The organism is Iodobacter arcticus, from assembly GCF_042664895.1.
GTDB lineage: Bacteria > Pseudomonadota > Gammaproteobacteria > Burkholderiales > Chitinibacteraceae > Iodobacter > Iodobacter arcticus.
Map to the genome: position 1 here is coordinate 341,873 of NZ_JBHTBQ010000044.1, position 25,368 is coordinate 367,240.

General features: G+C 48.1%; 26 protein-coding genes. 12 read left to right on the plus strand and 14 right to left on the minus strand.

Annotated features, from left to right (window positions below; translation table 11 throughout):
* The 7 genes from ACFQNF_RS18970 to ACFQNF_RS19000 all read right to left on the minus strand — a co-directional run.
* The coding region (locus ACFQNF_RS18970) for a transposase (protein WP_380189645.1) at positions 1-521 on the minus strand (521 nt) is incomplete at its 3' end.
* Between the two features lie 84 nt (positions 522-605).
* Positions 606-2,492 (minus strand): methyl-accepting chemotaxis protein, encoded by a 1,887-nt coding sequence (locus ACFQNF_RS18975; RefSeq protein WP_380189647.1) that lies wholly within the window; start codon positions 2,490-2,492, stop codon positions 606-608.
* A 184-nt stretch (positions 2,493-2,676) separates the two neighbouring features.
* Entirely contained in the window at positions 2,677-4,878 is a 2,202-nt protein-coding gene (locus ACFQNF_RS18980) for a RelA/SpoT family protein (protein WP_380189649.1), read from the minus strand.
* A 188-nt stretch (positions 4,879-5,066) separates the two neighbouring features.
* Positions 5,067-6,578 (minus strand): methyl-accepting chemotaxis protein, encoded by a 1,512-nt coding sequence (locus ACFQNF_RS18985; RefSeq protein WP_380189651.1) that lies wholly within the window; start codon positions 6,576-6,578, stop codon positions 5,067-5,069.
* Positions 6,579-6,766: 188 nt separating this feature from the next.
* Entirely contained in the window at positions 6,767-7,645 is an 879-nt protein-coding gene (gene rsgA / locus ACFQNF_RS18990) for a ribosome small subunit-dependent GTPase A (protein ID WP_380189653.1), read from the minus strand.
* Positions 7,642-7,968: a 4a-hydroxytetrahydrobiopterin dehydratase gene (locus ACFQNF_RS18995; RefSeq protein WP_046352321.1), complete on the minus strand. Its 327-nt coding sequence runs from the start codon at positions 7,966-7,968 to the stop codon at positions 7,642-7,644. The genes rsgA and ACFQNF_RS18995 overlap by 4 nt, the downstream gene beginning before the upstream one ends.
* Before the next feature lie 41 nt (positions 7,969-8,009).
* Positions 8,010-9,257 (minus strand): M48 family metallopeptidase, encoded by a 1,248-nt coding sequence (locus tag ACFQNF_RS19000; RefSeq protein ID WP_380189655.1) that lies wholly within the window; start codon positions 9,255-9,257, stop codon positions 8,010-8,012.
* A gap of 44 nt (positions 9,258-9,301) precedes the next feature.
* On the opposite strand from ACFQNF_RS19000, the gene orn reads away from it, so the two are divergent.
* From orn to hslO, 4 genes are all read left to right on the plus strand, one after another.
* A complete protein-coding gene (orn, locus tag ACFQNF_RS19005) occupies positions 9,302-9,874 on the plus strand; it encodes an oligoribonuclease (RefSeq protein WP_380189657.1) in 573 nt (190 codons plus the stop codon).
* A gap of 229 nt (positions 9,875-10,103) precedes the next feature.
* A complete protein-coding gene (locus tag ACFQNF_RS19010) occupies positions 10,104-10,583 on the plus strand; it encodes a CinA family protein (RefSeq protein ID WP_380189659.1) in 480 nt (159 codons plus the stop codon).
* 189 nt (positions 10,584-10,772) lie between these two features.
* A complete protein-coding gene (locus tag ACFQNF_RS19015) occupies positions 10,773-11,369 on the plus strand; it encodes an MFS transporter (RefSeq protein ID WP_380189661.1) in 597 nt (198 codons plus the stop codon).
* A 50-nt stretch (positions 11,370-11,419) separates the two neighbouring features.
* A complete protein-coding gene (hslO, locus tag ACFQNF_RS19020) occupies positions 11,420-12,289 on the plus strand; it encodes an Hsp33 family molecular chaperone HslO (protein WP_380189663.1) in 870 nt (289 codons plus the stop codon).
* 66 nt (positions 12,290-12,355) lie between these two features.
* Here the strand turns inward: hslO and ACFQNF_RS19025 are convergent, their stop codons facing one another.
* Positions 12,356-13,825, minus strand: a complete 1,470-nt coding sequence (locus tag ACFQNF_RS19025) for a YdgA family protein (protein WP_380189665.1) — start codon at positions 13,823-13,825, stop codon at positions 12,356-12,358.
* Positions 13,826-13,916: 91 nt separating this feature from the next.
* On the minus strand, positions 13,917-15,287 hold the full coding sequence (gene purB / locus ACFQNF_RS19030) for an adenylosuccinate lyase (RefSeq protein ID WP_380189667.1): 1,371 nt from the start codon (positions 15,285-15,287) through the stop codon (positions 13,917-13,919).
* A 333-nt stretch (positions 15,288-15,620) separates the two neighbouring features.
* On the opposite strand from purB, the gene ACFQNF_RS19035 reads away from it, so the two are divergent.
* Positions 15,621-16,472, plus strand: coding sequence for a 2OG-Fe(II) oxygenase (locus ACFQNF_RS19035; RefSeq protein ID WP_380189669.1), 852 nt, complete (start codon positions 15,621-15,623; stop codon positions 16,470-16,472).
* 352 nt (positions 16,473-16,824) lie between these two features.
* Here ACFQNF_RS19035 and ACFQNF_RS19040 read toward each other — a convergent pair whose 3' ends face one another.
* Entirely contained in the window at positions 16,825-17,916 is a 1,092-nt protein-coding gene (locus ACFQNF_RS19040; RefSeq protein ID WP_380189671.1) for a PLP-dependent cysteine synthase family protein, read from the minus strand.
* Positions 17,917-18,098: 182 nt separating this feature from the next.
* Positions 18,099-18,479, minus strand: a complete 381-nt coding sequence (locus ACFQNF_RS19045; RefSeq protein WP_380189673.1) for a ComEA family DNA-binding protein — start codon at positions 18,477-18,479, stop codon at positions 18,099-18,101.
* Between the two features lie 116 nt (positions 18,480-18,595).
* On the opposite strand from ACFQNF_RS19045, the gene hpnC reads away from it, so the two are divergent.
* Both hpnC and ACFQNF_RS19055 read left to right on the plus strand, forming a co-directional pair.
* Positions 18,596-19,426: a squalene synthase HpnC gene (gene hpnC / locus ACFQNF_RS19050; RefSeq protein WP_380189675.1), complete on the plus strand. Its 831-nt coding sequence runs from the start codon at positions 18,596-18,598 to the stop codon at positions 19,424-19,426.
* A 52-nt stretch (positions 19,427-19,478) separates the two neighbouring features.
* Positions 19,479-19,979, plus strand: a complete 501-nt coding sequence (locus ACFQNF_RS19055; RefSeq protein ID WP_380189677.1) for a thermonuclease family protein — start codon at positions 19,479-19,481, stop codon at positions 19,977-19,979.
* 9 nt (positions 19,980-19,988) lie between these two features.
* Here the strand turns inward: ACFQNF_RS19055 and lysA are convergent, their stop codons facing one another.
* Positions 19,989-21,221, minus strand: coding sequence for a diaminopimelate decarboxylase (lysA, locus tag ACFQNF_RS19060; protein WP_380189679.1), 1,233 nt, complete (start codon positions 21,219-21,221; stop codon positions 19,989-19,991).
* Positions 21,222-21,347: 126 nt separating this feature from the next.
* Here lysA and ACFQNF_RS19065 point away from each other — a divergent pair, with 126 nt between their 5' ends.
* Positions 21,348-21,788, plus strand: a complete 441-nt coding sequence (locus ACFQNF_RS19065) for an Lrp/AsnC family transcriptional regulator (protein WP_380189681.1) — start codon at positions 21,348-21,350, stop codon at positions 21,786-21,788.
* A 272-nt stretch (positions 21,789-22,060) separates the two neighbouring features.
* On the opposite strand, the gene lptM is transcribed toward ACFQNF_RS19065, so the two are convergent.
* The gene (gene lptM, locus ACFQNF_RS19070; protein ID WP_156455205.1) at positions 22,061-22,186 is read right to left on the minus strand and encodes an LPS translocon maturation chaperone LptM; all 126 of its coding nucleotides are present in this window, start codon (positions 22,184-22,186) and stop codon (positions 22,061-22,063) included.
* 62 nt (positions 22,187-22,248) lie between these two features.
* On the opposite strand from lptM, the gene cyaY reads away from it, so the two are divergent.
* Genes cyaY through ACFQNF_RS19085 form a run of 3 tightly spaced genes read left to right on the plus strand, consistent with a single transcriptional unit; the run spans position 22,249 to position 24,405 of the window.
* Positions 22,249-22,560, plus strand: a complete 312-nt coding sequence (gene cyaY / locus ACFQNF_RS19075) for an iron donor protein CyaY (protein WP_380189683.1) — start codon at positions 22,249-22,251, stop codon at positions 22,558-22,560.
* Complete coding sequence (locus ACFQNF_RS19080) at positions 22,557-22,970, plus strand: YqaA family protein (RefSeq protein ID WP_380189685.1); 414 nt, start codon at positions 22,557-22,559, stop codon at positions 22,968-22,970. The genes cyaY and ACFQNF_RS19080 overlap by 4 nt, the downstream gene beginning before the upstream one ends.
* A gap of 1 nt (position 22,971) precedes the next feature.
* The gene (locus ACFQNF_RS19085; RefSeq protein ID WP_380189687.1) at positions 22,972-24,405 is read left to right on the plus strand and encodes a M48 family metalloprotease; all 1,434 of its coding nucleotides are present in this window, start codon (positions 22,972-22,974) and stop codon (positions 24,403-24,405) included.
* Positions 24,406-24,413: 8 nt separating this feature from the next.
* On the opposite strand, the gene ACFQNF_RS19090 is transcribed toward ACFQNF_RS19085, so the two are convergent.
* Entirely contained in the window at positions 24,414-24,848 is a 435-nt protein-coding gene (locus ACFQNF_RS19090; RefSeq protein ID WP_380189689.1) for a DUF1841 family protein, read from the minus strand.
* Positions 24,849-24,871: 23 nt separating this feature from the next.
* On the opposite strand from ACFQNF_RS19090, the gene ACFQNF_RS19095 reads away from it, so the two are divergent.
* Complete coding sequence (locus ACFQNF_RS19095; RefSeq protein ID WP_380189691.1) at positions 24,872-25,351, plus strand: glutathione peroxidase; 480 nt, start codon at positions 24,872-24,874, stop codon at positions 25,349-25,351.
* The last annotated feature ends 17 nt before the right edge of the window (positions 25,352-25,368 follow it).

Sequence of the window (25,368 nt, forward strand, 5' to 3'; positions counted from 1 at the left end):
GGTTTCTGCTGCGCCGATTGGGCTTTGGCTTGAACTAAGGCATTGTACTTTTTTATGTAGGCCACCTCTAAACGGAGGCGTTTGTTTTCTGCAATGAGTTCTTCACGGCTACGCGTTTCATCATCAATCGGCAGGGGAGCCGTATTATTTTCAGCGATGGGCATGGGTGATTTCTTTCGACCTTTAGGCGCGGGTTCAAGGGCAGCCATTCCACCAGCGTCATACTGCGCGCTCCATTGATTCAAGCAAGTGGGGCTACGAATATCAAAATAAGCGTTAGTTTCCTGCTGGGAAAGATGATTGTCCCACATGTGCTGGAGCACGGAGAGCTTGAATGCGGCATTGTAATGACTGTATTTGGGCGCTAAACCCGATTCGCCATGCTGGCGAAACGACCTCACCCAGCGACGAAACATGGCCTGCTCGATGCCATGTTGCTTGGCGATCGTTTTGAGACCTGCTTGGACAGTTAAATATTGCTGAACGACAGAAAGCTTGAATTGCGTTGTGTACTTGGACATAAAAACACCCCAAAAATATGGACGGGTGTCCAACTTTTGGGGTGCAGTTCATGCCAGGGGCTGTTGATTAAAATATTAATTTGCTTAAAGTTTAAAGCGGCCAAACTGCTTGGTGAGGTAGGCGGCCAGCTCATTCAGATCATGCACGGTTTTGGTGGCTTGCTGCAGGTTAGAATCGGATTGCTGCATTTGGTTGGTGATGTTTTCTGCGCTTTGCGCCATGGCCGTGGTGGCATTTTGTTGCTCGAGTGTGGCATGGGCAATTTCGCCAATTTTGGCCATCACTTCATCCATGTTTTCACGAATCGTACCAATTTTGGCTGCGGCTTCTTCAGATAAGTTCACGCCGCTTTGCACTGCCGTGATAGTGGTTTGCATATTATTAACGGCAATGCCTGTTTCACCTCGAATTCCGTCAATCATGCCGGTAATTTCAATGGTGGCCGATGAGGTGCGCTCGGCGAGCTTGCGTACTTCATCTGCCACTACCGCAAAGCCACGGCCTTGCTCACCTGCGCGGGCAGCTTCAATCGCGGCATTGAGCGCTAGCAAATTAGTTTGATCGGCAATTTCTTTAATTACCCGAATAATACCGCTAATGTCTTGGGCTCTTTGGTTGAGCCTGTCGAGCAGGCTGGATAAATCACCGACTTCTTTTGCCGATTTACCCACTTCATTGGCCACTTCTTTCACTGTGGATGCAGATTGGCCAGACAGTGCACCGGTGCTGGTGACAAGCTGATTGGCATCTCTGGAATTATCGGCAATATGCGAAATGCTGACGGTGATTTCTTCAATGGTAGCGGCATTAGATGCAGATAAATCTGAAAGCCGCTGAGAATCATTAGCCAGATCATTGAGTACAGAATTGATTGAGCCTATCCCGGTCGTGAGGTTTTCTGTTTCTTTGCGAATATCAATAAACATGGTGCGTAATTGATCGGTGAAGCGGTTAAAGGCTTGTGCCGTGGCAGTAATTTCATCGTTGCCATCAATTTCAATTTTGCGGGTTAAATCGCCGCCGCCTTGGGCAATTTCTTGCATGGCAATACGCACTTTATCTAGGCTTTTGAGCATTTTGCTAATGAGAAATCCGGCAACAGGGATCACTATAATTAAGAGAATGACTAAAGCTGCAACGGCTTGCCACACTAATTGATTAAGTGGCTCTAAAATAATCTGTTTATCAATCACCAGAATCAGATTGATATCGGTGCCTTCAACCGGCTGTACAAAAACATATTTGTCTTCACCCGCAATACTGATTTCAGCCAGCTCGCGTGAGTTTGCAATGCTGGCCATATTGCTGGCACTTAGGTCGCTGGATATATCCGTAGTAGGCTTATTGAGTTTATCTTTTTCGCTATGCGCTAAAATTTGTCCTGCTTTATCTGCAAGGATGGCATAGCCATTGCCGGTGAGCTTGATATTTAAAACATCTTTTACAACGCCTTCAAGCGAGATATCAACTGCAGCTACGCCTTTAAAGCCTGCATCGCCTTTTACCGGTGAGGCAAAAGAAAGAATCAGTTGTTTACTTTCTGCATCCACATAAGGCGGGGTGAGGATGGTTTTGCCTGCGGCTACTGCTTGTTTATACCAAGGCCTAGAAGTGGGGTCGAAATCGGCGGGCATATTAACGACATGACCGCTAATAAATTTTTTATCAGGAGTGCCGATATAGGCTAAATCGAATTTGGCACTTTTTTCGGTTTGATATAAAGCAGGAACAGGGTCCTCTGCTTTTGCTAATGCCTCTGCCAAGCCAGAAACAATATTCTGTTTCTCCGCTACCCAGTTGCGAAGCACCACGTTGTAGCCGGTGCTAATCCCTATAATTTCATTATGCAAACTGACATTGATCATTTCATGACGCATTTTTAAATAGCTACCATATGTAAGTATAGTGCCAGAAATAAGCGTTAATAATGAAATAAACACAATCAATTTTACTTTAAGAGATTGATTCATGATTGGGCTCTTTTATGCAAATAACATGTTTGGATAGAGAAAGCGGCTGGGTGGAGCAATCAAATTGCGAATAAATCTTAATTCGCATTAAAAAAGCAAGCGCTTATTGTGAGTATTTACATGTTAATTATTACATATAAAAGAGCAAAAGCCAGGATTAATTAGCTTTCACTGATCTAAGGTATTACCCGCGTATCACACGGATGACTTCATTTACATCTTGCAATTTAATTAAGATTCTTTGTAATTGTTCGGCGTCTCTGATTTCTAAAGTAAAGCGCATCATGACGCGTTGATCTTTGCTTTGCGTATTCACTGCGGTGACGTTAATCCGCTCGCGCGACATGATGTCGCTTAAATCGCGCAATAGCGTATTGCGATTATGGGCTTCTACTAATAAATCGGTCGCAAATACATGGCCGCGCTGAATTCCCCAGTCGGCATTAATTAAGCGTTCCGGCGCGGCGCTGGCTAGGCGCTTAAGTGTGCTGCAATCACTACGGTGAATCGAGATGCCCCGGCCTTTGGTCACAAAGCCCATAACATGATCAGGGGGCACGGGTTTGCAGCATTTGGCCAGCAGGGTCATTAGTTTATCGACGCCCTCAATTAAAATACCTTCGCCGTTGCCATTGGCTCTTGCTGCTTTAATAAAGTCATTAGGCTGCTCGGTGATGGGCTCGATCGGCGCTAGGCTTTCTCTGAATGCTTGGTTGAGCTCGCGCTGAGAAATCTCTCCCTGGCCAAGCGCGGCGTACAGCTCTTCAATATGCTTGCAGCCTAATTTAACTGCGATGCTGTCTTGATTTGCATCCCGTGCGGCGCAGCGGGCGGCTTCTTTATCATAAATAGAGCGGCCTGCTTCAAGGGCGATATCCTGATGCTGCTGGCGTATCCAATGACGGATTTTGCTGGCGGCGCGGTGGCTTTTTACATAGCCCTGATGCAGCCAGTCTAAGCTTGGCCCGCCTTCTTTGGTGGATAAGATTTCTACTCGCTGGCCGTTTTCTAAAGCGGTATAGAGCGGCACAATCTGACCGTTTACTTTGGCACCCCGGCAACGATGGCCTAAATCGGTATGCACATGGTAGGCAAAATCAACGGCAGTACTGCCCTTAGGCAGGGTAATCACGCGGCCTGCGGGGGTGAGGATATAAATCGTGTCGTCAAATAGCTCGGCTTTAAAGGTCTCGGCGAATTGCGTTTCGCTGGCCATATCTTCGCGCCAATCTAAGAGCTGGCGTAACCAAGCAATTTTTTCTTCATAGCGCGCATCGCCCTGGCCGCCTTCTTTATAGCGCCAGTGTGCGGCCACGCCGTATTCGGCGTGCTCGTGCATTTCTATGGTGCGGATTTGTACTTCAACCGCTTTATCATTTTCGCCAATCACGGCCGTGTGCAGGCTGCGATAAAAATTACCTTTGGGGTGGGCAATATAATCGTCAAATTCGCCTGGAATAGGTTGCCAAAGATTGTGCACAATACCGAGTGCGGTATAGCAATCTTTTAAATCGGGAACCAGAATACGCACGGCACGAATATCGTAAAGCTCGGAGAAATCGAGCTTTTTTTTCTGCATTTTTTTCCAGATGCTGAAAATATGCTTAGGCCGCCCCATTAAATCGGCTTTTACACCGGCATGATTAAGCTCAATTCTGAGTGTATTGAGCACCCCATCAATAAACTTTTCCCGATCAACCCGGCGCTCGTCTAATAGCTTGGCAATTTTTTTATAGGTATCAGGGTGCAGATATCTGAAGCCTAAGTCTTCTAATTCCCATTTGATTTGCCATACCCCAAGGCGATTGGCGAGAGGGGCAAATAAATCGAGCGTTTCTTGGGCAATACGGCGGCGAGTTTCTTCTGGGGCACGGGCTAGTTCGTGCATGGTTTGTGTGCGCCATGCCAGCTTGATCAGTACGGCGCGGATGTCTTCTACCATAGCGATCAGCATTTTGCGCACGGCTTCAATCTGCTGTGCGGCATCTGCCGATTTACCACCCATGGGGTGGGCCAGGCTGCGTAATTTGCTGACCTTGCTGGCACCATCAACCAGCCGGGTGACATCGGGGCCAAAGTGGGTGTTAATCAGCTCGATGGGCTGGTTAAGCTGGGTAGGTAGTGCAAATAATAGGGTGGCGATCACCGAATTTGCATCAAGGCGTAAATCCGCCACAATCGATGCGCTGGCTACGGCGTGCTGAAACAGAGAGCTGCCGGTATCGGTATGGATATGTTGGCCGTATTGCTCGAATATCCAATCCAGCGCTTGCCGTATGCGTACGATATCGGTGGGCGGGTAGCGCTCAGTAAGGGCGCTCAGCCAGCGATCGGGGTCTGCTGCTTCAGCAATGGATTGGGCAAGCGGGCGGGTAACGGCAACCATGGCAAATCACAATAAGAATTTAGAGGCTAATTTTGCCTACTTTGCTTGGCTAGTCATAGAGAGAACTACGTTTATTGTAAATAATTTCTGATTTTTCTTAAAATATATAGGGTTTTTGCTTTCAGCTACAGAGGATCAGTAAGAAGCTAAGGCGGCAGCAGAGTAAGGGCTTTGCGCTGATATTGTGCTCAGAGTTTGAAAAAATGTATTTTTTCTTGTACTAATTCTGTTTGTATTTTGATTTCATCTGATGAGCCGGTGAGTTGAGTAGCAAGCTCTGAATTCATGCTGGATATTGAGCCGAATTGTTGTACGGTTGAGCTGATTTGCTCAATCGCGCTGGATTGATCTGCGGCCGAGGCTGATATTTGTGAAATGAGTTCGGCTGTGCGTTGAATTGCGTTTTCAATTTGATCGAGCGCCTGAATGGCCGCGTCCGATTTTTCAATGCTCGTTTGCGCCAAACCCTCAATATCAGAAGCGGCAGTTTGGCTGCGTAGCGCCAGTTTTTGTACTTCTACCGCCACTACGGCAAATCCTTTGCCATGCTCTCCGGCTCGTGCGGCCTCTATGGCGGCGTTTAAGGCGAGCAGATTGGTCTGGTAGGCAATATCGTCGACGATGCTGACTTTCTTTGCGATATTTTTCATCACACCTACCGTTTCTCTTACGATTAAAGCGCCATGCTTGGATGCTTCAACCGCGTCTTCAGATTGTCTGACCGATTGCAGGCTATTTTTGAGGGTAAGCCGGGTGGTGTGCGTGAGCTGGCCCAAGGTAGCGGTGCTTTCTTCAATGCCTGTGGCTAATTCATAGCTGGAGTGATTGAGTGTTTTGGCCGTCATACTAATTTGGGCTGATAACGTTGAAAGCGCGGAAACACAGTTTTGCGTGTCTTCAATGACTTGCTTTAAATGCATGCCCATCGCTTTTATTCCTGCTAGCAAGCCTGTTGTATCTTTGGGGGTCAGTGCTGTTACAACTTGCAAATTGCCAGCCGCAATATGCGTCATCACATTGGCCATTGCGGGCTCGGCCTCTAAAATACGCAGCACTTTGCGATAAGTAGACGCCACAATAAGGCAGATCATGACAAGTGTAATGACAAGCAAGCCCAAGGCAAGTTGGCTGCTTTTTTGGGCAGTAAGGGTGGCTATTTTTTCTTCTTCTTGCTGGTAGGCGAGCGCAAGTGGAACAACGGTATCGATCCCTTTACGATGTACGTCATAGAGCGCTTGCAATTTAAGCGCGGCTTCCTTTAAAGACAGGCTGTCATAGTTTTCTATTGCAGGCAGTAGTTGTTGCTGCAGTAGGGCTAAATACTGTTGTGCCGGGGGATAAGCCGAGTTACGCATGGCGTTAACAATGGAGGGTGGGGATGCGCTGTTTTGCCAATATTGCTGGCGTATTTCAAAATTCTTTACGGCTATTTTTAAGTCCTGAGTTAGCTGCACACGCTGTGCATGATCAATGCTATTGATTAATTGATGTGCCAGTAAGTGGGTTTCTATTAAATTGGCAGGGGGCGGCAGGATATCGGTGGTTAAATCTTTGCTCGCGATAATGCGCTGATAGCGCGGGCCATTGATTAGAATTTCAGAAGAAATATGCCAAATGATGGCTGTTTGGGTGATTAGTAATAAAACAATAAGTAAAAGCAGGCTAATAAACTGCCGGCGCACCGTAGTTGCTTTACTCATTACCCACCTCAGGCTGATTGAATAAAATAAGAAATCAAGCATCAGGCAGAGTAAAGCATGGGGGCTTTATCTTTTAATATGATACTTACGTATCTATATCTTATTTAATCTGATGGCTTAATTTCTTCTTTTATAGCTTAGTCTAGGCTGTGTCTTTCTCAAATAAATATAGCTTTGATTTGCTTAATTTAATAGCGTTCACCTGCACTTAATTCATCTTGTAAGCGATGCAGCAGGGCAAGCCTTTGTGGGCTAATTGTGCCTTCTTCTACCCCTGCGCGCATGCCACAATCTGGTTCTTGGCGGTGGCGGCAGTTGTGAAAGCGGCAAGTGCCAATGCGCTCTCTCAATTCTGGAAAATAAGCCGGTAAATCTTGCGCCGTGATATGCGCCAAACCAAAGGACTGCAAGCCTGGCGAATCAATCAGCGCCGATTCTGCATCCAAATGATAAAACGTGGCATTGGTGGTGGTGTGCTTACCTGCGTCCAGCGCGATAGAAATCTCATTCACTCGTGCATTGGCGTCTGGCAGTAGCGCATTGGTAATGGTGGATTTGCCCATGCCTGATTGCCCCACCAATACCGAAATATGCCCAACTAAAGAAGCACGCAGCGGGGCGATATTATCCAGCGCAGAAATTTCAACCACGTTGTAGCCCAGATTTACAAAGTATTGCAGTCGCTCTTTTGCCGCCGCCGCTGTTGGTAAATCGCATTTATTTAAGCAGATTAGGGTTTGAATACCGCCTGCTTCTGCCGCAATGGCACAGCGACTGATCAGCTCGGTAGAAAAGCTAGGCTCGGATGCCAGCACAATAATCAGCTGGGTGACATTGGCCGCGATCAGCTTGCTTTTCCAAGCATCAGAGCGATAAAGCAGGGTTTTACGCTCTAATACGCGCTCAATCACCGCTTGCTCATCGTTCAATATCTGGATGTCGACTAAATCGCCACAGGCGTAATCCGTTTTTTTGCCACGGGTACTGGCCCGAAGGCGCTGGCCATGAGTGCATTCAACGATATAAGACCTGCCGTGGCTAGCGACGATACGGGCTGTTTCTGTCATGAATTCGCTTTCAATGTGAGTGCGTCCGAACGTGCGGCGCAGATAAAATCATTACGGCTGATGCCGTTGGCGGAATGAGTATTCCAGCGCACGCGGCAGCGGCTGTAGCTAACGTCTAAATCGGGGTGGTGATCTTGCTGATTGGCCATCCAAGCCACGGCATTTACAAAACCCATGGTTTCGTAAAAGTTTTTAAAGCGAAATGTTTTCTCTAGATAAGTATCAGTCACGATCCAGTCTTGCAGATCGGTAGACAGCATTTCTGCTTCTACTTCGCTGAGCTTAGCTGCGCCATCTTGGCAATTTTCTGTAGTGAGTGACATTTTTAATTCTCTCTCTGGGGGATGAATGATTAGTAATTAGTCTAATTTAGTTTTTTCAAGGCCGCGATGCGTAATGCTGCAGGGGGGTGACTATCGTAAAACAGACTGTGCCAAGGATCGGGCGTGAGTGTGGCGGCATTGTCGCGATAAAGCTTCACCAATGCGTTAATCAAATCGTTGGCTGATGCTTGTTCTGCTGCATAGGCATCGGCTTCATATTCATGCTTGCGCGATGACATTGAGCTGAGCGGGGCAAAAATAAAAGTAAAAACCGGCATCACTAAAAAGAATAGCAAGAGGGCGGTAGCGGTGGATTGGCTATTTACGCCAAGACCCTGATAAAACCATAATTCTTGCTTTAATTGCCCTAAAACCCACAGCATGCCCAGCATCAGGCCAAAGGTCCACAGCATCCGTTTGGCAATATGGCGATGCTTAAAGTGGCCTAATTCATGGGCTAATACGGCGGTCACTTCGCTGGCATTTAAATGCTTGAGCAGGGTATCAAAAAACACAATTCGCTTGGCTTTACCAAGGCCGGTGAAATAAGCATTGCCATGGCTGGAGCGTTTGGAGCCATCCATTACAAAAATGCCATTGGTTTTAAAACCGCAGCGGCTTAAGAGTGATTCGATACGCTGTTTTAAATCTGGATCAGATAGCGGCTCAAATTTATTAAAAATAGGCGCAATAAACGTCGGGAACGCCCACATTAATAAAAGTGAAAATCCTACCCATACGGCCCAAACCCATAGCCACCAATAGCTGCCCATTTGCTCCATTAGCCAAAGCACGCCAGCTAATAGCGGCAGGCCAATTACGGCGGCTACGGCGGTGGTTTTAAGTGTATCGGCAATAAATAGTTTGGCGCTCATATTATTAAAGCCAAAACTGGCTTCAATTTTAAAAGTGGAAATTAAAGTAAACGGCAGGGTGATTAAGCTATGGATAAGGGTAATGCCCATAATCAGGGCGACACCGCCCCAAAGTGGCGAGCTAAACCAGCTTGAGATCAGTTGATTAATCCATTCAATCCCGCCACCCAAAGTAAATGCGCCTAAAAGCATGGCTTCAAACAGGGTAACGATCATGCCAAAACGTGTTTTTGCCACAGTGTAATCGGCCGCGCGCTGATGCGAGGCTTGGGTGATCTCAGAGATAAACTCTGCAGGAACGCTGCCTCTATGGCGTTTTACATGGTTGATATGGCGCATCGCCAGCCAGAGTTGCAATATGACGCTGGCCGTTAAAGCAAACAGAAAGAGGAGGGAGAACTGATTTGCGTTCATTTGCGGGTAAAATAGCATTTTTGTGTGATTGAATAAGGCCAAGTATGCCACAAGACAAGAACCACCTCATCTGGGTTGATATGGAGATGACTGGGCTTGATCCCGAGAAAGAGCGCGTGATCGAAATTGCCGTCATTATTACCGATAGCAATCTGAATATGATTGCCGAAGGCCCCGTATTTGTGGTGCATCAGGACGATAGCATTTTAGATGCAATGGATGATTGGAATAAAAACACTCATGGTAAATCGGGCTTAATCGATAAAGTAAAAGCATCGACCTTTACTGAGGCGGAAGTCGAAGCGCAACTCATTGCCTTTTTGGAACAATACGTGCCTAAAGGCGCATCGCCACTCTGTGGTAATTCGGTGCATCAGGATCGCCGCTTTTTGGTGAAATACCTGCCTACTTTGGAAGAGTTCTTCCATTACCGTAATCTGGACGTATCCACACTCAAAGAGCTGTGCAAACGCTGGCAGCCAGAAATCGCCAAGCAATTTAAAAAGCGCGGCGCACATACCGCTTTAGCGGATATCCAAGAATCGATTGATGAGCTGAAGTTTTACCGCGAAAACTTTATTCGAGAGCCTGTGGGAATCGTTCCCGCGGCGGTTTGAAAAGGGTCGGGTGGGCTGTGTCCTTCATAGACATTATCTAAGAGCGACGATAATAGCCCGTCATCCCCGAGTGTTTTTATCGGGGATCCAGTAGTGCAGCTGGATTCCCGCCGATCCGGAATGACGCCTTGGGCTTAGCCCATGCGGATGGATAAGCCTTACGCGTGGGCACAAAATCCTGCCCACCCTACACATTTGTTTTTATTTGAAATCTAAAGGTGTCACCCCCATGTTGGTATTAGCAACTCAGCTCGGCCGCGTGCTGTTGGCGCGCGGTCAGAGCGTAACAACCGCAGAATCTTGCACTGGTGGCCTGATTGCCGGAGCAATTACCGATGTGGCAGGCAGTTCGGCTTGGTTTGAGCGTGGCTTTATTACTTATTCCAACGAAGCCAAAATGGATATGCTTGCCGTCCCGCCTGATTTTATTGCCAAGCTGGGTGCCGTGAGCGAGCCCGTCGTAGCCGCTATGGTGCAAGGCGCTTGTCATTTAGCCAGCGCTGAATGGGGAGTTGCCGTCAGCGGTGTGGCAGGCCCTGCGGGGGGCAGCGTTGAAAAGCCGGTGGGTACAGTCTGCTTTGCTTTTGCCGGGCCGGCAGGAATTATCACCGAACAAGAATTATTTGATGGCGACAGGCGCGACGTGCGTATGCAAACAGTACGCCATGCGCTGATTCGCCTGATTGAGTTGATTGAAGAACAAGATTAATTGGAATAACTCTCTTAAAAAAATCTGTAGACACAGAGAACACAGAGGGGCAATACAGTTCACGGAGAAAAAAATCAGCTGAGGCTACGTTATTTTAATGAGATAAAGATTTTCTCTGTGTGCTCTGTGGTCTGATTTTTATCTCTGTGTCTACAGGTTTTTTTAGAACTGCGTTAATAAGGAAAATAAATGACCACGGTAGTTGTCGTTAAAAAAGGCGATCAAATCGCCATTGCGGCGGATAGCCAATCTACTTTTGGTGATACTCGGCTAGGTGCAGGGGACGATGCTTGCTGGAATAAAATTTTTGCTGCGCACGATGGATATTTTTCGATTGCAGGCAGTGCTGCTCACGATTTAGTTTTGCAAGCGGCGCTTAAAAAAGTAAAAAATCTGGATTTTAGCGACAGACCCGCTATTTTTGAAAGCTTCAGAAAGCTACACCCCAAGCTTAAAGACGACTTCTTTCTAAAAGTAGACGAAGAAGACGACGATCCCTACGAATCCAGCCAAATGACCGTGCTGCTGGCTAATCCTCACGGTATTTTTGCTGTTTATAGCCTGCGTGAAGTTTATGAATACCAGCGTTTCTGGGGCATAGGCAGTGGCCGTGATTATGCAATTGGCGCGATGAATGCCGTTTACGATAACCCTGATTTAAGCGCGGCTGATATCGCCCGTATCGGGATTGAAGCAGGCTGTGCTTTTGACGTGAGTTCATCTATGCCAATGACTAGCTATACCGTTGAACGCGTGCAATCTGGCGCGACTAAAACTGGAAAATAATACTTGTGACTCAATATTTTGAGTCACAGCTTTTTAAGTCGAGAGTAAAAATGAAAGATTCACTAGAGCGTTTTCTGTTTGATGGCCTGCCGGTGCGCGGCGAAATTGTTCAGCTTGATGCAACCTATAAAGAGGTTCTGACTCGTCATCCTTACCCGCCGGTTTTACAAAAGCGCATTGGCGAGCTACTTTCCGCTGCCGCCTTACTCACAGCAACCATTAAGCTTGATGGCACTTTAGTGATGCAATTGCGTGGCAATGGCCCACTTAAAATGTTGGTGGTGGAATGTACTAGTGAAATGACCATGCGCGCTACAGCGCGTTGGGAAGGCTTGATTCCTAGCGATGCCACGCTGGCTGAACTGATCGGCCAGGGCCAGTTTTCTATCATGATCGATCCGCAAGAGGGCGAAACATGGCAGGGCATTGTGGGCTTTGAAAAAGGCCAGAGCGTGGCTGAAATCATCGAAAATTATATGCAGCGCTCAGAGCAGCTTGATACCAAAATCTGGCTGGCGGCCGACGGCGAAATGACCGGTGGCTTGTTGATTCAAAAACTACCAGAAGGCCAAGGAGACGAGGATGGCTGGGACAGAGTCACCGCCTTATCGCAAACGATTCAAGACGAAGAACTACTGACCCTGCCGCTGCGCGAAACACTCTATCGCCTGTATAACGAAGAAAAAGTCCGTATTTTTGACCCCGTATTCCCAAGCTTCGCCTGCACCTGCTCCAGAGAGCGCGTAGGCGGCATGCTGAAAATGCTAGGCAAAGAAGAAATCGAAGGCTTACTCGCCGAACACGGCCATGTGGATGTGGGCTGCGAATTTTGCAACGAGAAATACCAGTTCGACCAAGTGGATGTTACCCAGCTCTTTATTGGGCACGGAATTACTGAAGTGAATCCGCAGTTGCATTAATATTTGTAATGTTTAGCCATAAAAAAACCGCCATCATTGGATGGCGGTTTTTTTGTGGGCTAAAGCTTATTGCTCAGTAACAGATTCTGCAGGCTGTTGCCAAGGCAGTGGCACATTGATGCCATTGAGCATGAAAGCGCCTTTTTCTAATGAGGCTTTGGCAGAGAGCAGGCCGTTTTCGCTGCGGATCAGGTTTTGATCGGTGAGCTTGTTGATCTGGCCTTCTACAAATTGTCCTGCCAGATAATCGAGATCGTCTGCTGCTACGCCGCTATCTGGGCCGCCAAACATATTACGGGCTTGCCACATCACCATGGTTTCGATCACTTTGCGCGGCACAGAGAAATCGGCTTTGGCGTGGAGCTTGCTTACAAATTCAACCGGTTTATCAAGGTCGGTCGGTTTGAAGCCTTTGAGGCCCACTTCGGTGGTAAAGCGGATAGAGCCATCGGGGAGCTTAACGTCAAACTTTTTAATCGCCAGCAGGGGGTCGTGCGTAAGCAGCGGCATGCCGTGAGTTTTAACCAGCTTGACTAACTCGGCAGAGAATTCATCGCGGTTCAGTTGTTTTTTCTGTAGCGCAGTAAATTCATCAGCAAGCTTAGCAAGCGTTGGGCCGTGCAAATGGCTGGCTGTGGCTTGCAGTTCGGCAGGGCCATAAGGCTGATCGTCGAGGATGAGCTTGGCTAAATTGATATTTGCACCGCCGTTAATAAACTCGCCTGTCTCTACAATATTGCCCGCGTATTTCAGGTTTTCCAGCTTGAGCTTAATCGGGGTGTTTTCTGAAAGCAGCATATCAAAGCCAGCCAGATTGGCTGTGGTTGTGCCGAGCATGACACCTGTTTTGCCGCGTATATGATCAAAGCCGAAAGTTAAATCATTAAAGGCAAACGATAGCTTGCCTTTAGCTTCGCCAGATAAACCAGGTGCATTGGCAATGAGTTTGACGCTATTAAAATCACCGCCGTAATTGAGGGTGGCATCAAAGCCTTTCCATTTGGCTTTTACGCCAGAAATGGCTTCTTCATAATCAAAGCTCGGTACTTTTACAGAAATAACACCATCGTCATTAAAGCCAATTCGGTTTTCTATATGAATAGGCTTTTGTGTGCCAAAGAATTGGGTTAAAAACTTTTGTGTTTCTGGAGAAAAAATAAATTCAGATTCAACCACTGCTTTATAAGGATGCAAATTAAAGCTGCCGAGCAGTGGGAAGGGGCCGTGCTTAATTTTCTGGGTATAAGTCACTTCAAATTTAGGCAGCTCGGTGCCTGCACGCTCAATAAAAAAGCGATAAAGCTCAGGATTAAGCAGTAGCGTGGTTTTTTCGCTCGAGCTAAACCAGCCGGGCTGATATTCACGATTTTTTACAATAAAGTAGGGCAGGCTGCTTAGCCATTCGTGCTGTTTTTTTAGTGTTTTTTCAGCGGCTTGCCCAGCCACATAAGCACCGCCAATATAGGCTGTGGATAGGATGGCGGCTGTGATTGCACTACCCAGTAATACTTTACGTTTCACCATTGTCTCCGACATTCAATATCGTGCCTTGCGCATCAAAAAGGCGTAAGTAAGATGCTAGCTTGGCAGAAAAACGGGCGCTTGTGGCGCCCGTTCAGATTGGATTTTAGATCCGTTGCGCGAGTTCTACAGCTTTACCAATGTAGTTCCATGGTGTCAGCTCTTTCAGACGGGCTTTTTCTTGCTCAGGAATTTCTAAACCATCAATAAACACCGCTAATGCTTCACGGGTAATACCGCTTTTCCCCCGTGTGAGTTCTTTTAACTGCTCATAAGGATTAGGCACGGCATAACGGCGCATCACCGTTTGAATCGGCTCAGCCAGCACTTCCCAGTTGGCGTTCAAATCATCCAGCATGGCTTGGCGATTGACTTCCAGTTTGTTCAGGCCTTTTAAACAGGCACCGTAAGCCAGCAAGCTATAGCCCAAACCTACACCCATATTCCGCAGTACGGTGGAGTCGGTCAGGTCACGTTGCCAACGGCTGATTGGTAGTTTTTGCGATAGATGGGTCAGCATCGCATTAGCCATGCCCAGATTGCCTTCGGAGTTTTCGAAGTCAATTGGATTCACTTTATGCGGCATCGTGCTGGAGCCAATTTCGTTCTTATTCACACGCTGTTTAAAGAAGCCCAGCGAGATATAGCCCCAGATATCACGGTTCATATCAATAAGAATGGTGTTGGCACGGGTAAACGTGTCGTACAGCTCGCTCATATAATCGTGCGATTCAATTTGCGTGCTGTAGGCGTTAAAGCTGATACCCAAGCCTTCTACAAAGCGGCGGCAGAAGCTTTCCCAGTCAAAATCAGGGTAGGCAGAAATGTGGGCATTGTAGTTACCTACGGCACCATTGATTTTGCCAAGCAGTTCGATTTTTTCGATGCGAACCAGCTGGCGCTCAAGGCGGTAGGCCACATTGGCCATTTCTTTGCCCATCGTGGTCGGAGTTGCTGGCTGACCGTGGGTACGGCTCATCATTGGGGCATCGGCTAAATCGTGAGCCAGCTCTTTGAGCTTACTGACCATTTCTTTGAGCTTTGGCAACATCACGGCATCACGCGCGCCTTTTAACATCAGGGCGTGGCTCAGATTATTGATGTCTTCTGAAGTGCAGGCAAAATGAATAAATTCATTTGCAGCGCTGACTTCGGCATTGCCGGATAAGCGTTCTTTCATCCAGTATTCCACGGCTTTTACGTCGTGGTTGGTGGTGCGTTCGATCGTTTTTACTTCCAGAGCGTGCTCTGGTGAAAACTGGTCGACTACCGCATCAAGTTCAGCGATGGTGGCTGCAGAGAAAGGCTTAATCTCTTCAATGGCCGCTTCTGCGGCGAGGGCTTTTAGCCAAGCAATTTCAACGGTAACGCGGTTTTTAACCAGCGCGTATTCGCTAAAATAAGGACGTAAATCGGCGAGCTGTTTTTCATAACGACCGTCGAGCGGGGATAAGGCGGTAAGAGCGGAAAGTTCCATTGCGAGCCAAGTCTCACGTCTGCAAAAATCAAGGCGCTAATTTTAACACAGCCCGCGCTTGCTGCTCCGGGCAAACTTCATTTGCAAGGCAAATGAAATCGGGTAAAGGGCGTCCGGATGTTGTTTTCTGGCTGATAAACGGTATTCGCTTCATTGCTATATTCGGTAGTTTTTTCTTATCCTACTTATGCTTTAAGTATTTGATCAGCTTTACGAAATGTTGTTTTCTTGCTTGTCTTGGCCTGTTTGCAACGTCAGGATAAATAAGGATGACAGCACTGCCTTTGTCTTGTAAGAATGTCACTACAAATAAATCAATATGAGGATGGGGCGATGGACACGCAAATTACAGCAGACTGGCAAAATTGGATTGTTGATAATTTAGCTAGGGGTTGCGTACCGCAATCACTGGTTGAAGTGATGGCAGGCAAAGGGTTTGATCCCATTTTTGCCAATGCCGTGGTTTTTCATTTTTCTAATGTATCAACTCAGACTAAAACGGCGGCTGTGCCGGCTGCTGCTTATATTGCGGAACCAGCTCGGTTTCCGATGGAAGGCGGGGTGATTCATACCCATGATCGCATCGTTAGGGTAACGGCAAGGGTGGGCAAGCCGATTGTGGCTATTTTGGACGATTTATTATCGATGGAAGAATGTGACGAGTTAGTGCGTTTATCTAAAAGTAAATTAAAACGCTCTACCATTGTGGACCCGCAAACGGGGGCTGAAGAAGTCATCGATGATCGCAGCAGCTTTGGTACTTTTTTTACTGTGAATGAAAACGAGTTTATCGCTAGGCTGGATCGCCGGATTGCTGATGTGATGCACTGGCCGATTGAAAATGGTGAAGGTCTACAAATTTTAAATTACAAAATTGGCGGCGAATACAAACCGCACTTTGATTATTTCCCAGTTGCGGATCAAGGCAGCCAGGTTCATCTAAAAAATGGCGGCCAGCGTGTATCCACTTTAGTCATGTATTTAAATAATGTGGATGAGGGCGGCGAAACTATTTTTCCTGAGCTGGGCTTGGCTGTTGCGCCCAAAAAAGGCTCGGCGGTTTATTTTGAATACTGTAATAGCCAAAGCCAAACTGATCCTTTAACTCTTCATGGTGGCAACCCTGTACTTAAAGGCGAAAAGTGGATTGCCACCAAATGGATGCGTCAGGGGAGATTTGGTTGATAGGGGTAAAGTGGGGTAAATACAATCCTATCAACTTAAGCGAAATGTTTTTCGTAGGGCGGGTGAAACCCGCGAGTGATGCTGAAAAATACGCGGGTTTCACCCGCCCTACGATAATTCAATGCTTGCTTTTGTGTGGTATGCCATGGTGTATTGAGCCGCGAAAACGCCATCTAAAACCCAAATCTTGAAACACAGAGGGCACAGAGAACACGGAGTTTCACGGAGAAAACCTTGTTTATATATGTTTTTCTCCGTGGCCCTCCGTGTTCTCCTTTTCCTCCGTGGTTTAAGATTTGGGTTTTATGCTGAGGTGGCGCTTTCGTAGCTAACACTAGCGGCCTCTTCCTCCCTAGCCCTGATCCGCCCGCCGTAAACTCAGCGCCTCACCTCGTTCGGTAATCGCTTTGAGCTGTTCTAGCCAAGGCTGAATATCAATGCCTCGTTCTGCCAGCCATGCATCGTTGTAATAAGAATGCGCGTAGCGCTCGCCGCTATCGCAAAGCAGGGTCACGATGCTGCCGCTTTGCTCAGCGGCTTTCATTTCTAGCGCCAAAGCCAGTACGCCAGCCAAATTACACCCAGTGGACCCGCCCACTCTGCGGCCTAATTTTTCAGCGAGCCAGCGCGTGGCGGCAATTGATAGCGCGTCGGGCACTTGAAACATGCTGTCGATTACTGAGGGGATAAAGGATGCTTCTACTTTCGGGCGGCCAATGCCTTCGATGAGGGAGCCGCATTGCAAGCTTAAGCTGCGATCTTTGCTGCAAAATGCATCAAAAAATACCGAGTTATCCGGGTCTACGCAGGCAATTTGCGTGCTGTACTGGCGATAGCGCACGTAGCGCCCCAAAGTGGCTGATGTGCCGCCTGTGCCACAGCTGGCGACAATCCATTTAGGAATAGGGTGAGGCTCAAGTGCCATCTGAGCAAAAATAGATTCGGCAATATTATTATTGGCTCGCCAATCGGTGGCGCGCTCGGCGTAGGTAAATTGATCCATAAAGTGGCCGTCGGTTTCTGCGGCAAGCCTGAGCGATTCGCTGTGTAGCGTGGTTGGATCATCGACTAAATGGCACAGTCCACCGTAAAAAGTAATGGCGGCGATTTTTTCAGGGCTGGTGGATGCAGGCATCACCGCAATAAAGGGCAGCCCTAAAAGCCGTGCAAAATATGCTTCAGAAATCGCAGTCGAGCCGCTTGATGCTTCAATCACGGTGCTTTTGGCGTTAATCCAGCCATTGGCCAGTGAATATAAAAAGAGTGATCGTGCCAGGCGGTGTTTTAAGCTGCCCGTGGGGTGGCTTGATTCATCTTTTAAATAGAAATCAATGCCGGGAAAACCCGGTAAATTAAGCGGGATTAAATGGGTATCTGCAGAGCGATTAAAATCAGCTTCAATAGTGCGAATTGCACGGGCAACCCAAGCGCGGCTATCTGTCATTATGAGTCATCATTTTAGTGCGAAAGATGGCACAGCATTCCACGAGAGCGAGCGCGGTTCAAGTTAAAAATGCTTTGGGATGATTGGGCCTAGGGCGTAAAAAATACTGAGGGTTTGGCGCGTATAAATAGAAATAGGTATAAAAAAAGGCACCTCAGGTGCCTTTTTGTAATTTGTGCTGCTTATTTTTTAGCAGGCATGCTGGCTTTTACTGCCTTATCGGCTTTTTCCATTTTGCTTGCGGCTTGGCTGGCTTTCATGGGCTTTTCCATCTTTTCTACTTTAGCGGCGGCTGCAGGCGCTGCCATTTTGCCGCCCACTGATACTTCCGCTTTTACTTTATTGAAAACGCCATCTTTAATGCCGGGAACTTTCTTTAGGTCTTCTGCGCTTTTAAACGGGCCATTTTTACTGCGATATTCGATAATCGCTTTGGCTTTAGCAGGCCCAAGCCCGTTAACCGCTTCCAGTTGTTCTTGGCTGGCGGTGTTAATATCTACAGCAGCAAGAGTCATACCACTAAGAGCAAAGGCACTTAGCAAGGCAATAAGCCATTTTTTCATGAGATTCCCTTTAATTTAAGATAAACACGCGGGCCAATGCCCCAACTGAGGCAATGCGGCTTAAATATAGCATGCCTTGTTGGTGTGCGCTTTTCGTGTCAGATTAGGTTCAGCTAATGGTTGCAATTACACCCGAACAAGCCGTGGGGCATTATGAAAACTTCCCTGTTGCGTCCTTAGTATTACCCCGCAAATATCGCAAAGCGGTGGCGGCGGTTTATCACTTTGCTCGCCATGCCGATGATTTGGCCGATGAGGGGGACGCCTCGCCAGAAGAGCGTTTAAGCGCACTGGCAGCATGCCGAGCAGAGTTAGATTTAATTTCAGCAAAGCAAACCCCGCTTACCGCGCGCTATCAAGCCCTTGCTGTGGCCACGCATCAATATCAAATCCCTATCCAGCTTTATCACGACCTGCTTGATGCGTTTACACAAGATGTGACAAAGCATCGCTTTGCTGATTTTGGCGAGCTGATGTATTACTGCCGGCGCTCGGCCAACCCAGTTGGGCGCATTTTGCTCTATATCTTTGGCCTTGCCTCATCGCGCAATCTGGCCTTATCTGATGGTATTTGTAGCGCCTTGCAGTTGATTAATTTTTGGCAAGATGTAGAAAAAGACTGGGCCAATGGCCGTGTTTATTTACCACAAGCCGATTTAGAACGCTTCGGGGTAAGCGAAGCGCAAATTGCCGCAGGTGAAGTGGATGCAAACTGGCGGCGCTTAATGGCGTTTCAGGTGAGGCGCAGCCAGAAAATGCTGCACGCAGGCGCGCCGCTCGGCAAAATTTTACCCGGCCGGATTGGCCTAGAAATCCGCCTTACCATTTTGGGCGGCGATGCGATTTTAGAAAAACTGAAAGTGCAGCCTGATGTATTTCGTCATCGCCCCGTATTAACTTGGCAAGACTGGCCGCGCTTGTTGTGGCGGGCGATCAGGGCGAAGTAAAGCTTTACACTGCACAGCTGCTATACAGAACTTTGCAAGCAAGGCGCGGGCGATGTTTAGATTGTGTTTGGTGTTTTTCTTACTCACCGCCTGCAGAGCCGACGAGCCTAGTCGGGCCTTAATCAATGGCGTCGTGATTAAGGTAAAGGACGGGGATTCGCTGGTGATCCGTGATGATCAAAACCAAGAGCATCAGCTACGCTTGGCTTTTATTGATGCCCCCGAATACAGCCAGCCTTTTGCTAGCGAGGCGCGGCGTAATCTGGATCGATGGGTTTATCGAAAGCGAGTTCAAGTGCAGGTAATGGATAGCGATCGCTATCAGCGCAAAGTGGTGGTCTTGTACGTGGGAAGTACAGATATTAATAGTGAGCAAATTAAGGCGGGCTTTGCCTGGCACTATCAGTACTTTGCCAGAGGGAAGCAAAGCTCCGCTGATTATGACCGCTACCAAAGCCTAGAGCAGCAAGCTCGGCTGGGCAAAATAGGGCTTTGGCAAGAAAGCGAGCCCCTGCCGCCTTGGGATTATCGCAAGGCGCACAAGGGGAATTAAAAAGGGTGCTTACATTTCCAGCGCAAGCAATTCCTGCACGGTTTGTCGGCGGCGGATTTGGGTGATCTGATCGCCATCAACCAGCACTTCTGGGATGAGTGGCCGTGAATTGTAATTGGATGACATGCTTGCACCGTATGCGCCAGTATCGTGAAACACCAGCAAGTCGCCTATTTCACAATGTGGCAAATCTTGAGTGGTGACTTCCCCGCCTTCAATCTGGGTAAATACATCGCCAGATTCGCATAAAGGCCCAGCTACAACGGTGGGGCGAAGTGCGCCGCTGCGTGGTGTACCATCCGGCGCATAACTGCTGATGCGGTGATAGCTGCCATACATTGCTGGGCGGGCCAGATCATTAAACCCCGCGTCAACCAAGGCAAAGAAGTTGCTCCCGACTTGCTTTTGCGCACGCAGCTCAGAAATCAAGCAGCCCGATTGCGCCACTAAAAAGCGGCCAGGTTCGATTTCCATGCTGATCTTGTGGCCCAAATGCGCTTCAATTTCTTGACGCGCCTTATCCCAAATCTGGAAATAGTGATCGGTATCGACAATCGCTTCCCCTACTTGGTAAGGAATCGATAAGCCGCCGCCGATAGAGATCGCCGATAAATCCTGAGCGCAGGTTTTGACCTGGGCAATCATTGCATCGCAAACGCTTTGCAAATGATCGTAATCGACGCCCGAGCCAATATGCATATGCAGGCCGATCAGCTTGAGCTTGTATTGGGCGATCAGCGCTAGGCTTTCTGCTAAATGCTCAAACCAAATACCATGCTTACTTTGCTCGCCACCGGTATTGGTTTTACGGCTATGACCGTGGCCAAAGCCGGGGTTGATGCGCAGCCAAACCGGATGGCCAGCGTGGGCCAGCCCTAGTTGCTCCAGCATTTGTGGCGAGCCACAGTTCACCGGGATATTGAGCTCAACTACCCGCGCTAAAGCCTTTTTATCTAAAAGATCGGCAGTAAAAACAATCGGCGCATGTTTGGCGTGGCTATCTGGCACAAAGCCTGCCGCCAGCGCTCGCTCTACTTCGCCTAGCGAAACCGAATCCACCAGCACGCCTTCTTCACGCATCAGTTTGAGCAAATGGATATTGCTTGATGCTTTTTGCGCAAAGCGAATCACATCAAATTGGCGCAGACGGGCAATTTGCGCTCGAATAGTTGCCGCATCATAGGCCCAGCAAGGGGTAGAAAATTGGTCGGCAATCTTGGCAATCTGGCTATTTGATATCATGGCTTTGGCGCAGTAAGTAGATATAATGGACTTATACTAGCAAGGTATTTATTTGGAATACAGGGTATTTAATAAGTAAATACCGGATTCACCATGCGTTTTACTGGAAATATATCGAGTCTGCTTATGAATCCGAAAATCGATCTTTTTGACCAGAAAATCCTACAGCTTTTGCAGACTGATGCGCGTATGTCGCATGCAGAAATAGGGCGGCAAGTGCATCTGAGCCAGCCTGCGGTTTCCGAACGGATTAAAAGATTAGAGAGCAGCAATGTAATTCGCGGCTATCGGGCCGATATTAATCCCAAGGCCTTGGGCTATCAGATTACCGCCATGATCCGGCTATCCACCCAGCAAGGCAGGCCTTACGCGCAATTTGTGGCAGATTGCCCAGAAATTATCGATTGCTATACGGTAACAGGTGAGGATGGTGCGGTGATGCGGGTGCTGGCCACCGACGTAGAGCATTTGCAGCGCATTATTAATGAGCTGAATGCTTTTGGCTCGACCTCTACCGCCATTGTTTTAACCACCCATGTGCTGGGGAAAACCATTTCAATCATGTAGGGTGGGCACAGCGTTTTATCGTGCCCACGCGATTACCATGTCATTCAATTCGAGCGCGTGGGCGCAAAAGCGTGCCCTATATGTATCACTACAGTTTTTGTCATGGAGCGAATCGGTTTTTATAGGGTGTACAACGACGCAGTCGGAGAGCAGAAGGACGGTGCGCAAGAAAAACGACTTGCACACCCTATGAAAAGCAGCTTTTTTGCTTAGTTTTTGTCTTTAGTGATGCGCATAGTGGGCACAAATGCGTGCCAACCCTAGTACCAGAGCTATTTGGATGCCGCTGGCGCACTGGCTGTGGTGCTGGCTGGTTTTTCAGGCAGATACAGGCCACCTTTAAATCCGCAAGCTGTAAGAGTGGCAATGGTCAATAGTAATAACAGCGCACGTATCATTTTGGCTACTAGTCAGTATTTAGTGGCAGAATCGCAATTCTAACATGCAGGGAATAGATTGAATGACCGAGTCCGAGTTTCTTGACCTCAGCGATAGCGTATTCGCAAAAATTGAAGCGGCACTGGATGATAGCGGGCTAGATGTAGATACCTTGCTCTCTGGTAATGTATTAGAAATCGAATTTGAAGATCGTAGCAAAATCATTGTAAACCGCCATTCAGCCAACCAAGAGTTATGGATTGCGGCACGCTCTGGCGGTTATCACTATCGCTTGCAGGCTGGCGTTTGGCAAAGCACCCGTGAGGCGGGTGAGTTTTATGCTGATTTAAGCAAGGCGATCAGCGCCCATGCCCAAGAAGATTTTCGCTTTTGATCATTGAGCCAGCTTGGCTATCGGGCTTGTTTGCCTCGGCTTTTTTATCTGCTACCTTGCTGCCGGGTAATTCTGAAGCGGCCCTGTTGGCCTATCTACATTTTAATTCCCAGGGATTAATTCCCGCCTTATTGGTGGTTACGGCGGGTAATACCTTGGGCGGCTTGCTTACGGTTTGGATGGGGCGCCGTCTGCCTGCTGCCCCCCAAGGCAAGGCTGTAGCTTGGGCGCAGAGAATTGGCCCAATCAGTTTATTGCTGACTTGGCTGCCGGTGGTAGGCGATGTTTTATGTGGTGTGGCCGGTTGGCTGCGTTGGCCTTGGCGGCAAGTTGCGCTGTGGATGTTGTTGGGTAAGGTCGCACGTTATTTAGTGCTGGTCGGTGCCGCAAGCTGGCTAATAGGAGCTTAATTTGTCTCGACGATTATTGGCATTGATTCTGGCAGCAAGCTTGGTCGCAGCCCCTTTGCAGGCCGAGGTGCAGTTACCTAATTTGGGTGAATCTTCGCAAGAGGGCTTAAGCCCTTTGCAAGAGCGGCAAATTGGCGAGTCGGCCATGCGTGAGTTGCGGCGCAGCGGCGCCATGAGCGAAGACCCGGAGCTGGTTGCATATCTAAGGCAGCTGGGTGGGCGTTTACTTGATGCCAGTGGCGAAACTGGAGTCCAATTTGTTTTTTTCCCAATGCTCGATCGCAGCATCAATGCCTTTGCCATTCCCGGCGGTCTTGTTGGGGTGCATACCGGCTTAATTGTGCTGGCTCAGCATGAATCAGAGCTGGCTTCGGTGCTCTCTCATGAAATTGCCCACGTGACTCAGCATCACTTTGCCCGTCTTTTAGAAGGGCAAAAAATGGCACCTTGGGTCACGCTGGCGGCTTTGGGTTTGGCGATTGTGGCCGCGAGTGCAGGTAAGGGCGATGTGGCGATGGCGGGCTTGATGGGTAGCCAAGCGTATATGATTCAGCGCCAGCTCGATTACACCTATATGTTTGAGCAAGAGGCCGACCGGCTTGGTATGCAGACTTTGCAAAAAGCCGGTTTCGATCAAGCGGCGATGCCCACCTTTTTTGATCGCATGCAAAAGAATTCACGGTTAGGGGAGGGCAATGCGCCAGAATTTTTGCGTACTCACCCGGTGACGTATAAGCGGATTAGCGATGCGCAAGCACGCTTAAAAGATAAGCCCTATCAGCAGTTTAAAGACTCTTTAGATTTCCTATTTGTGCGCGAAAAAGCGCGCTTCTTGCAGATGGATGAGCAAGATGCCTTGGACTATTATCGTAAGACATTGAGCGAAAAAAAATACGCTCACCTGCCATCGCACCTTTATGGCTTGGCTTTGGCGCAGCTAAGGGCATTTGATGCAGATAGCGCATGGGCTTCTTTGCAAAAAGCCAAGCAAGCCTTGGGCAAAACGCATTCCTCATTAGAATATTTGGCGGGCAGCATTCGCTTGGCACAAAAGCGCCCAAGCGACGCGTTACAAATATTTAAAGAAGCCAGTAAACGTTTCCCCGCCAGCCGCGCACTGGTTTATGGCGAAATCGACGCGCTGATTGCCAATCAGCAATTGAATGAAGCCTTAGCCAGCGCCCAATACGCAAGCGAGCTTTATCCTTCTGATGCTTATATCTGGCAGCGTATTTCTAAAATCCAAAATGCACGGGGCGATGCAATCCGCCAGCATCAAGCCCAAGCCGAGTATTACAGCCGCCTTGGTGAATATACGGCAGCGATAGAGCAGCTGCAGCAGGCGCAAAACGCAGGTGGTGGCGATTTTTATCTCTTATCGGCGATTGAGGCACGTTTAAAAGAGCTAAAGCAAGAGTTGATACCGCTTAAGTAAGTTACTTCTTACTTCAACTGCCCCACCTTAAAACGCAATATTTCTAAATACACTTCTGGGTCGGGTGGGGTTTGGTTTCTTTGGGCTTGCCACATCATTTCACCCAAGCCATCCATCATGGCGTGCAGGGCCGTGTGCTCTAGTGATAGTTTTTCGCAGAGCTGCTGGTATAAGGCTTTTACGCCAGCAGGCTGGTCGATCGAGATTTGTTCTTCAATTGCCAGATGCATGCTGATATGTAAAAAAGGATTGGTTTCGCCATATTCAGGTGGCCAGTCTTTATCTAAGTACTCTTCAGCTAGAATGGGCTGGTATTCTGGGTGATGCAGCAAAATACCCGCGACTATTTTTTCGATGTCGGCCAGTGGCGCATTCGCTTGATGCTTTTGCCATGCTTGAATAAAAAAGCGGCGTGCTTCATCGCGGGATGGGTTAAATAACATGTTGTCCTAAAAGGTGAAAATTGATGAGCAATCTTGGTGATTTTAGCGTGCAAGGCATAGCAGGGGAAACGGTTGATTTAGCTCAGTATGCCGGTTCGGTGGTTTTGGTGGTGAATGTGGCGAGTCAATGTGGCTTTACCCCTCAGTATGAAGGCTTGCAAGCGCTGTATGAGCGGTATAAAGGTCGTGGTTTTGTGGTACTGGGTTTTCCATGCAATCAGTTTGGTGCACAGGAGCCAGGTAATGAGGTGGAGATCCAGGACTTTTGTACGATTAACTACGGTATTAACTTTCCGATGTTTGCCAAGGTGGACGTGAACGGTGAAAGCGCCGCGCCGCTCTTCACATGGCTAAAGGAAGAGAAGCCGGGTTTATTGGGCATTGAGGCGGTGAAATGGAATTTCAGTAAATTTTTACTAGATAAGCAAGGTAAGGTAGTAGATCGCTTTGCGCCCATGACAAAACCGGAAGATCTGAGTGCCGAGATTGAAAAGCTGCTGTAAGCCTGCAATCTATTCCT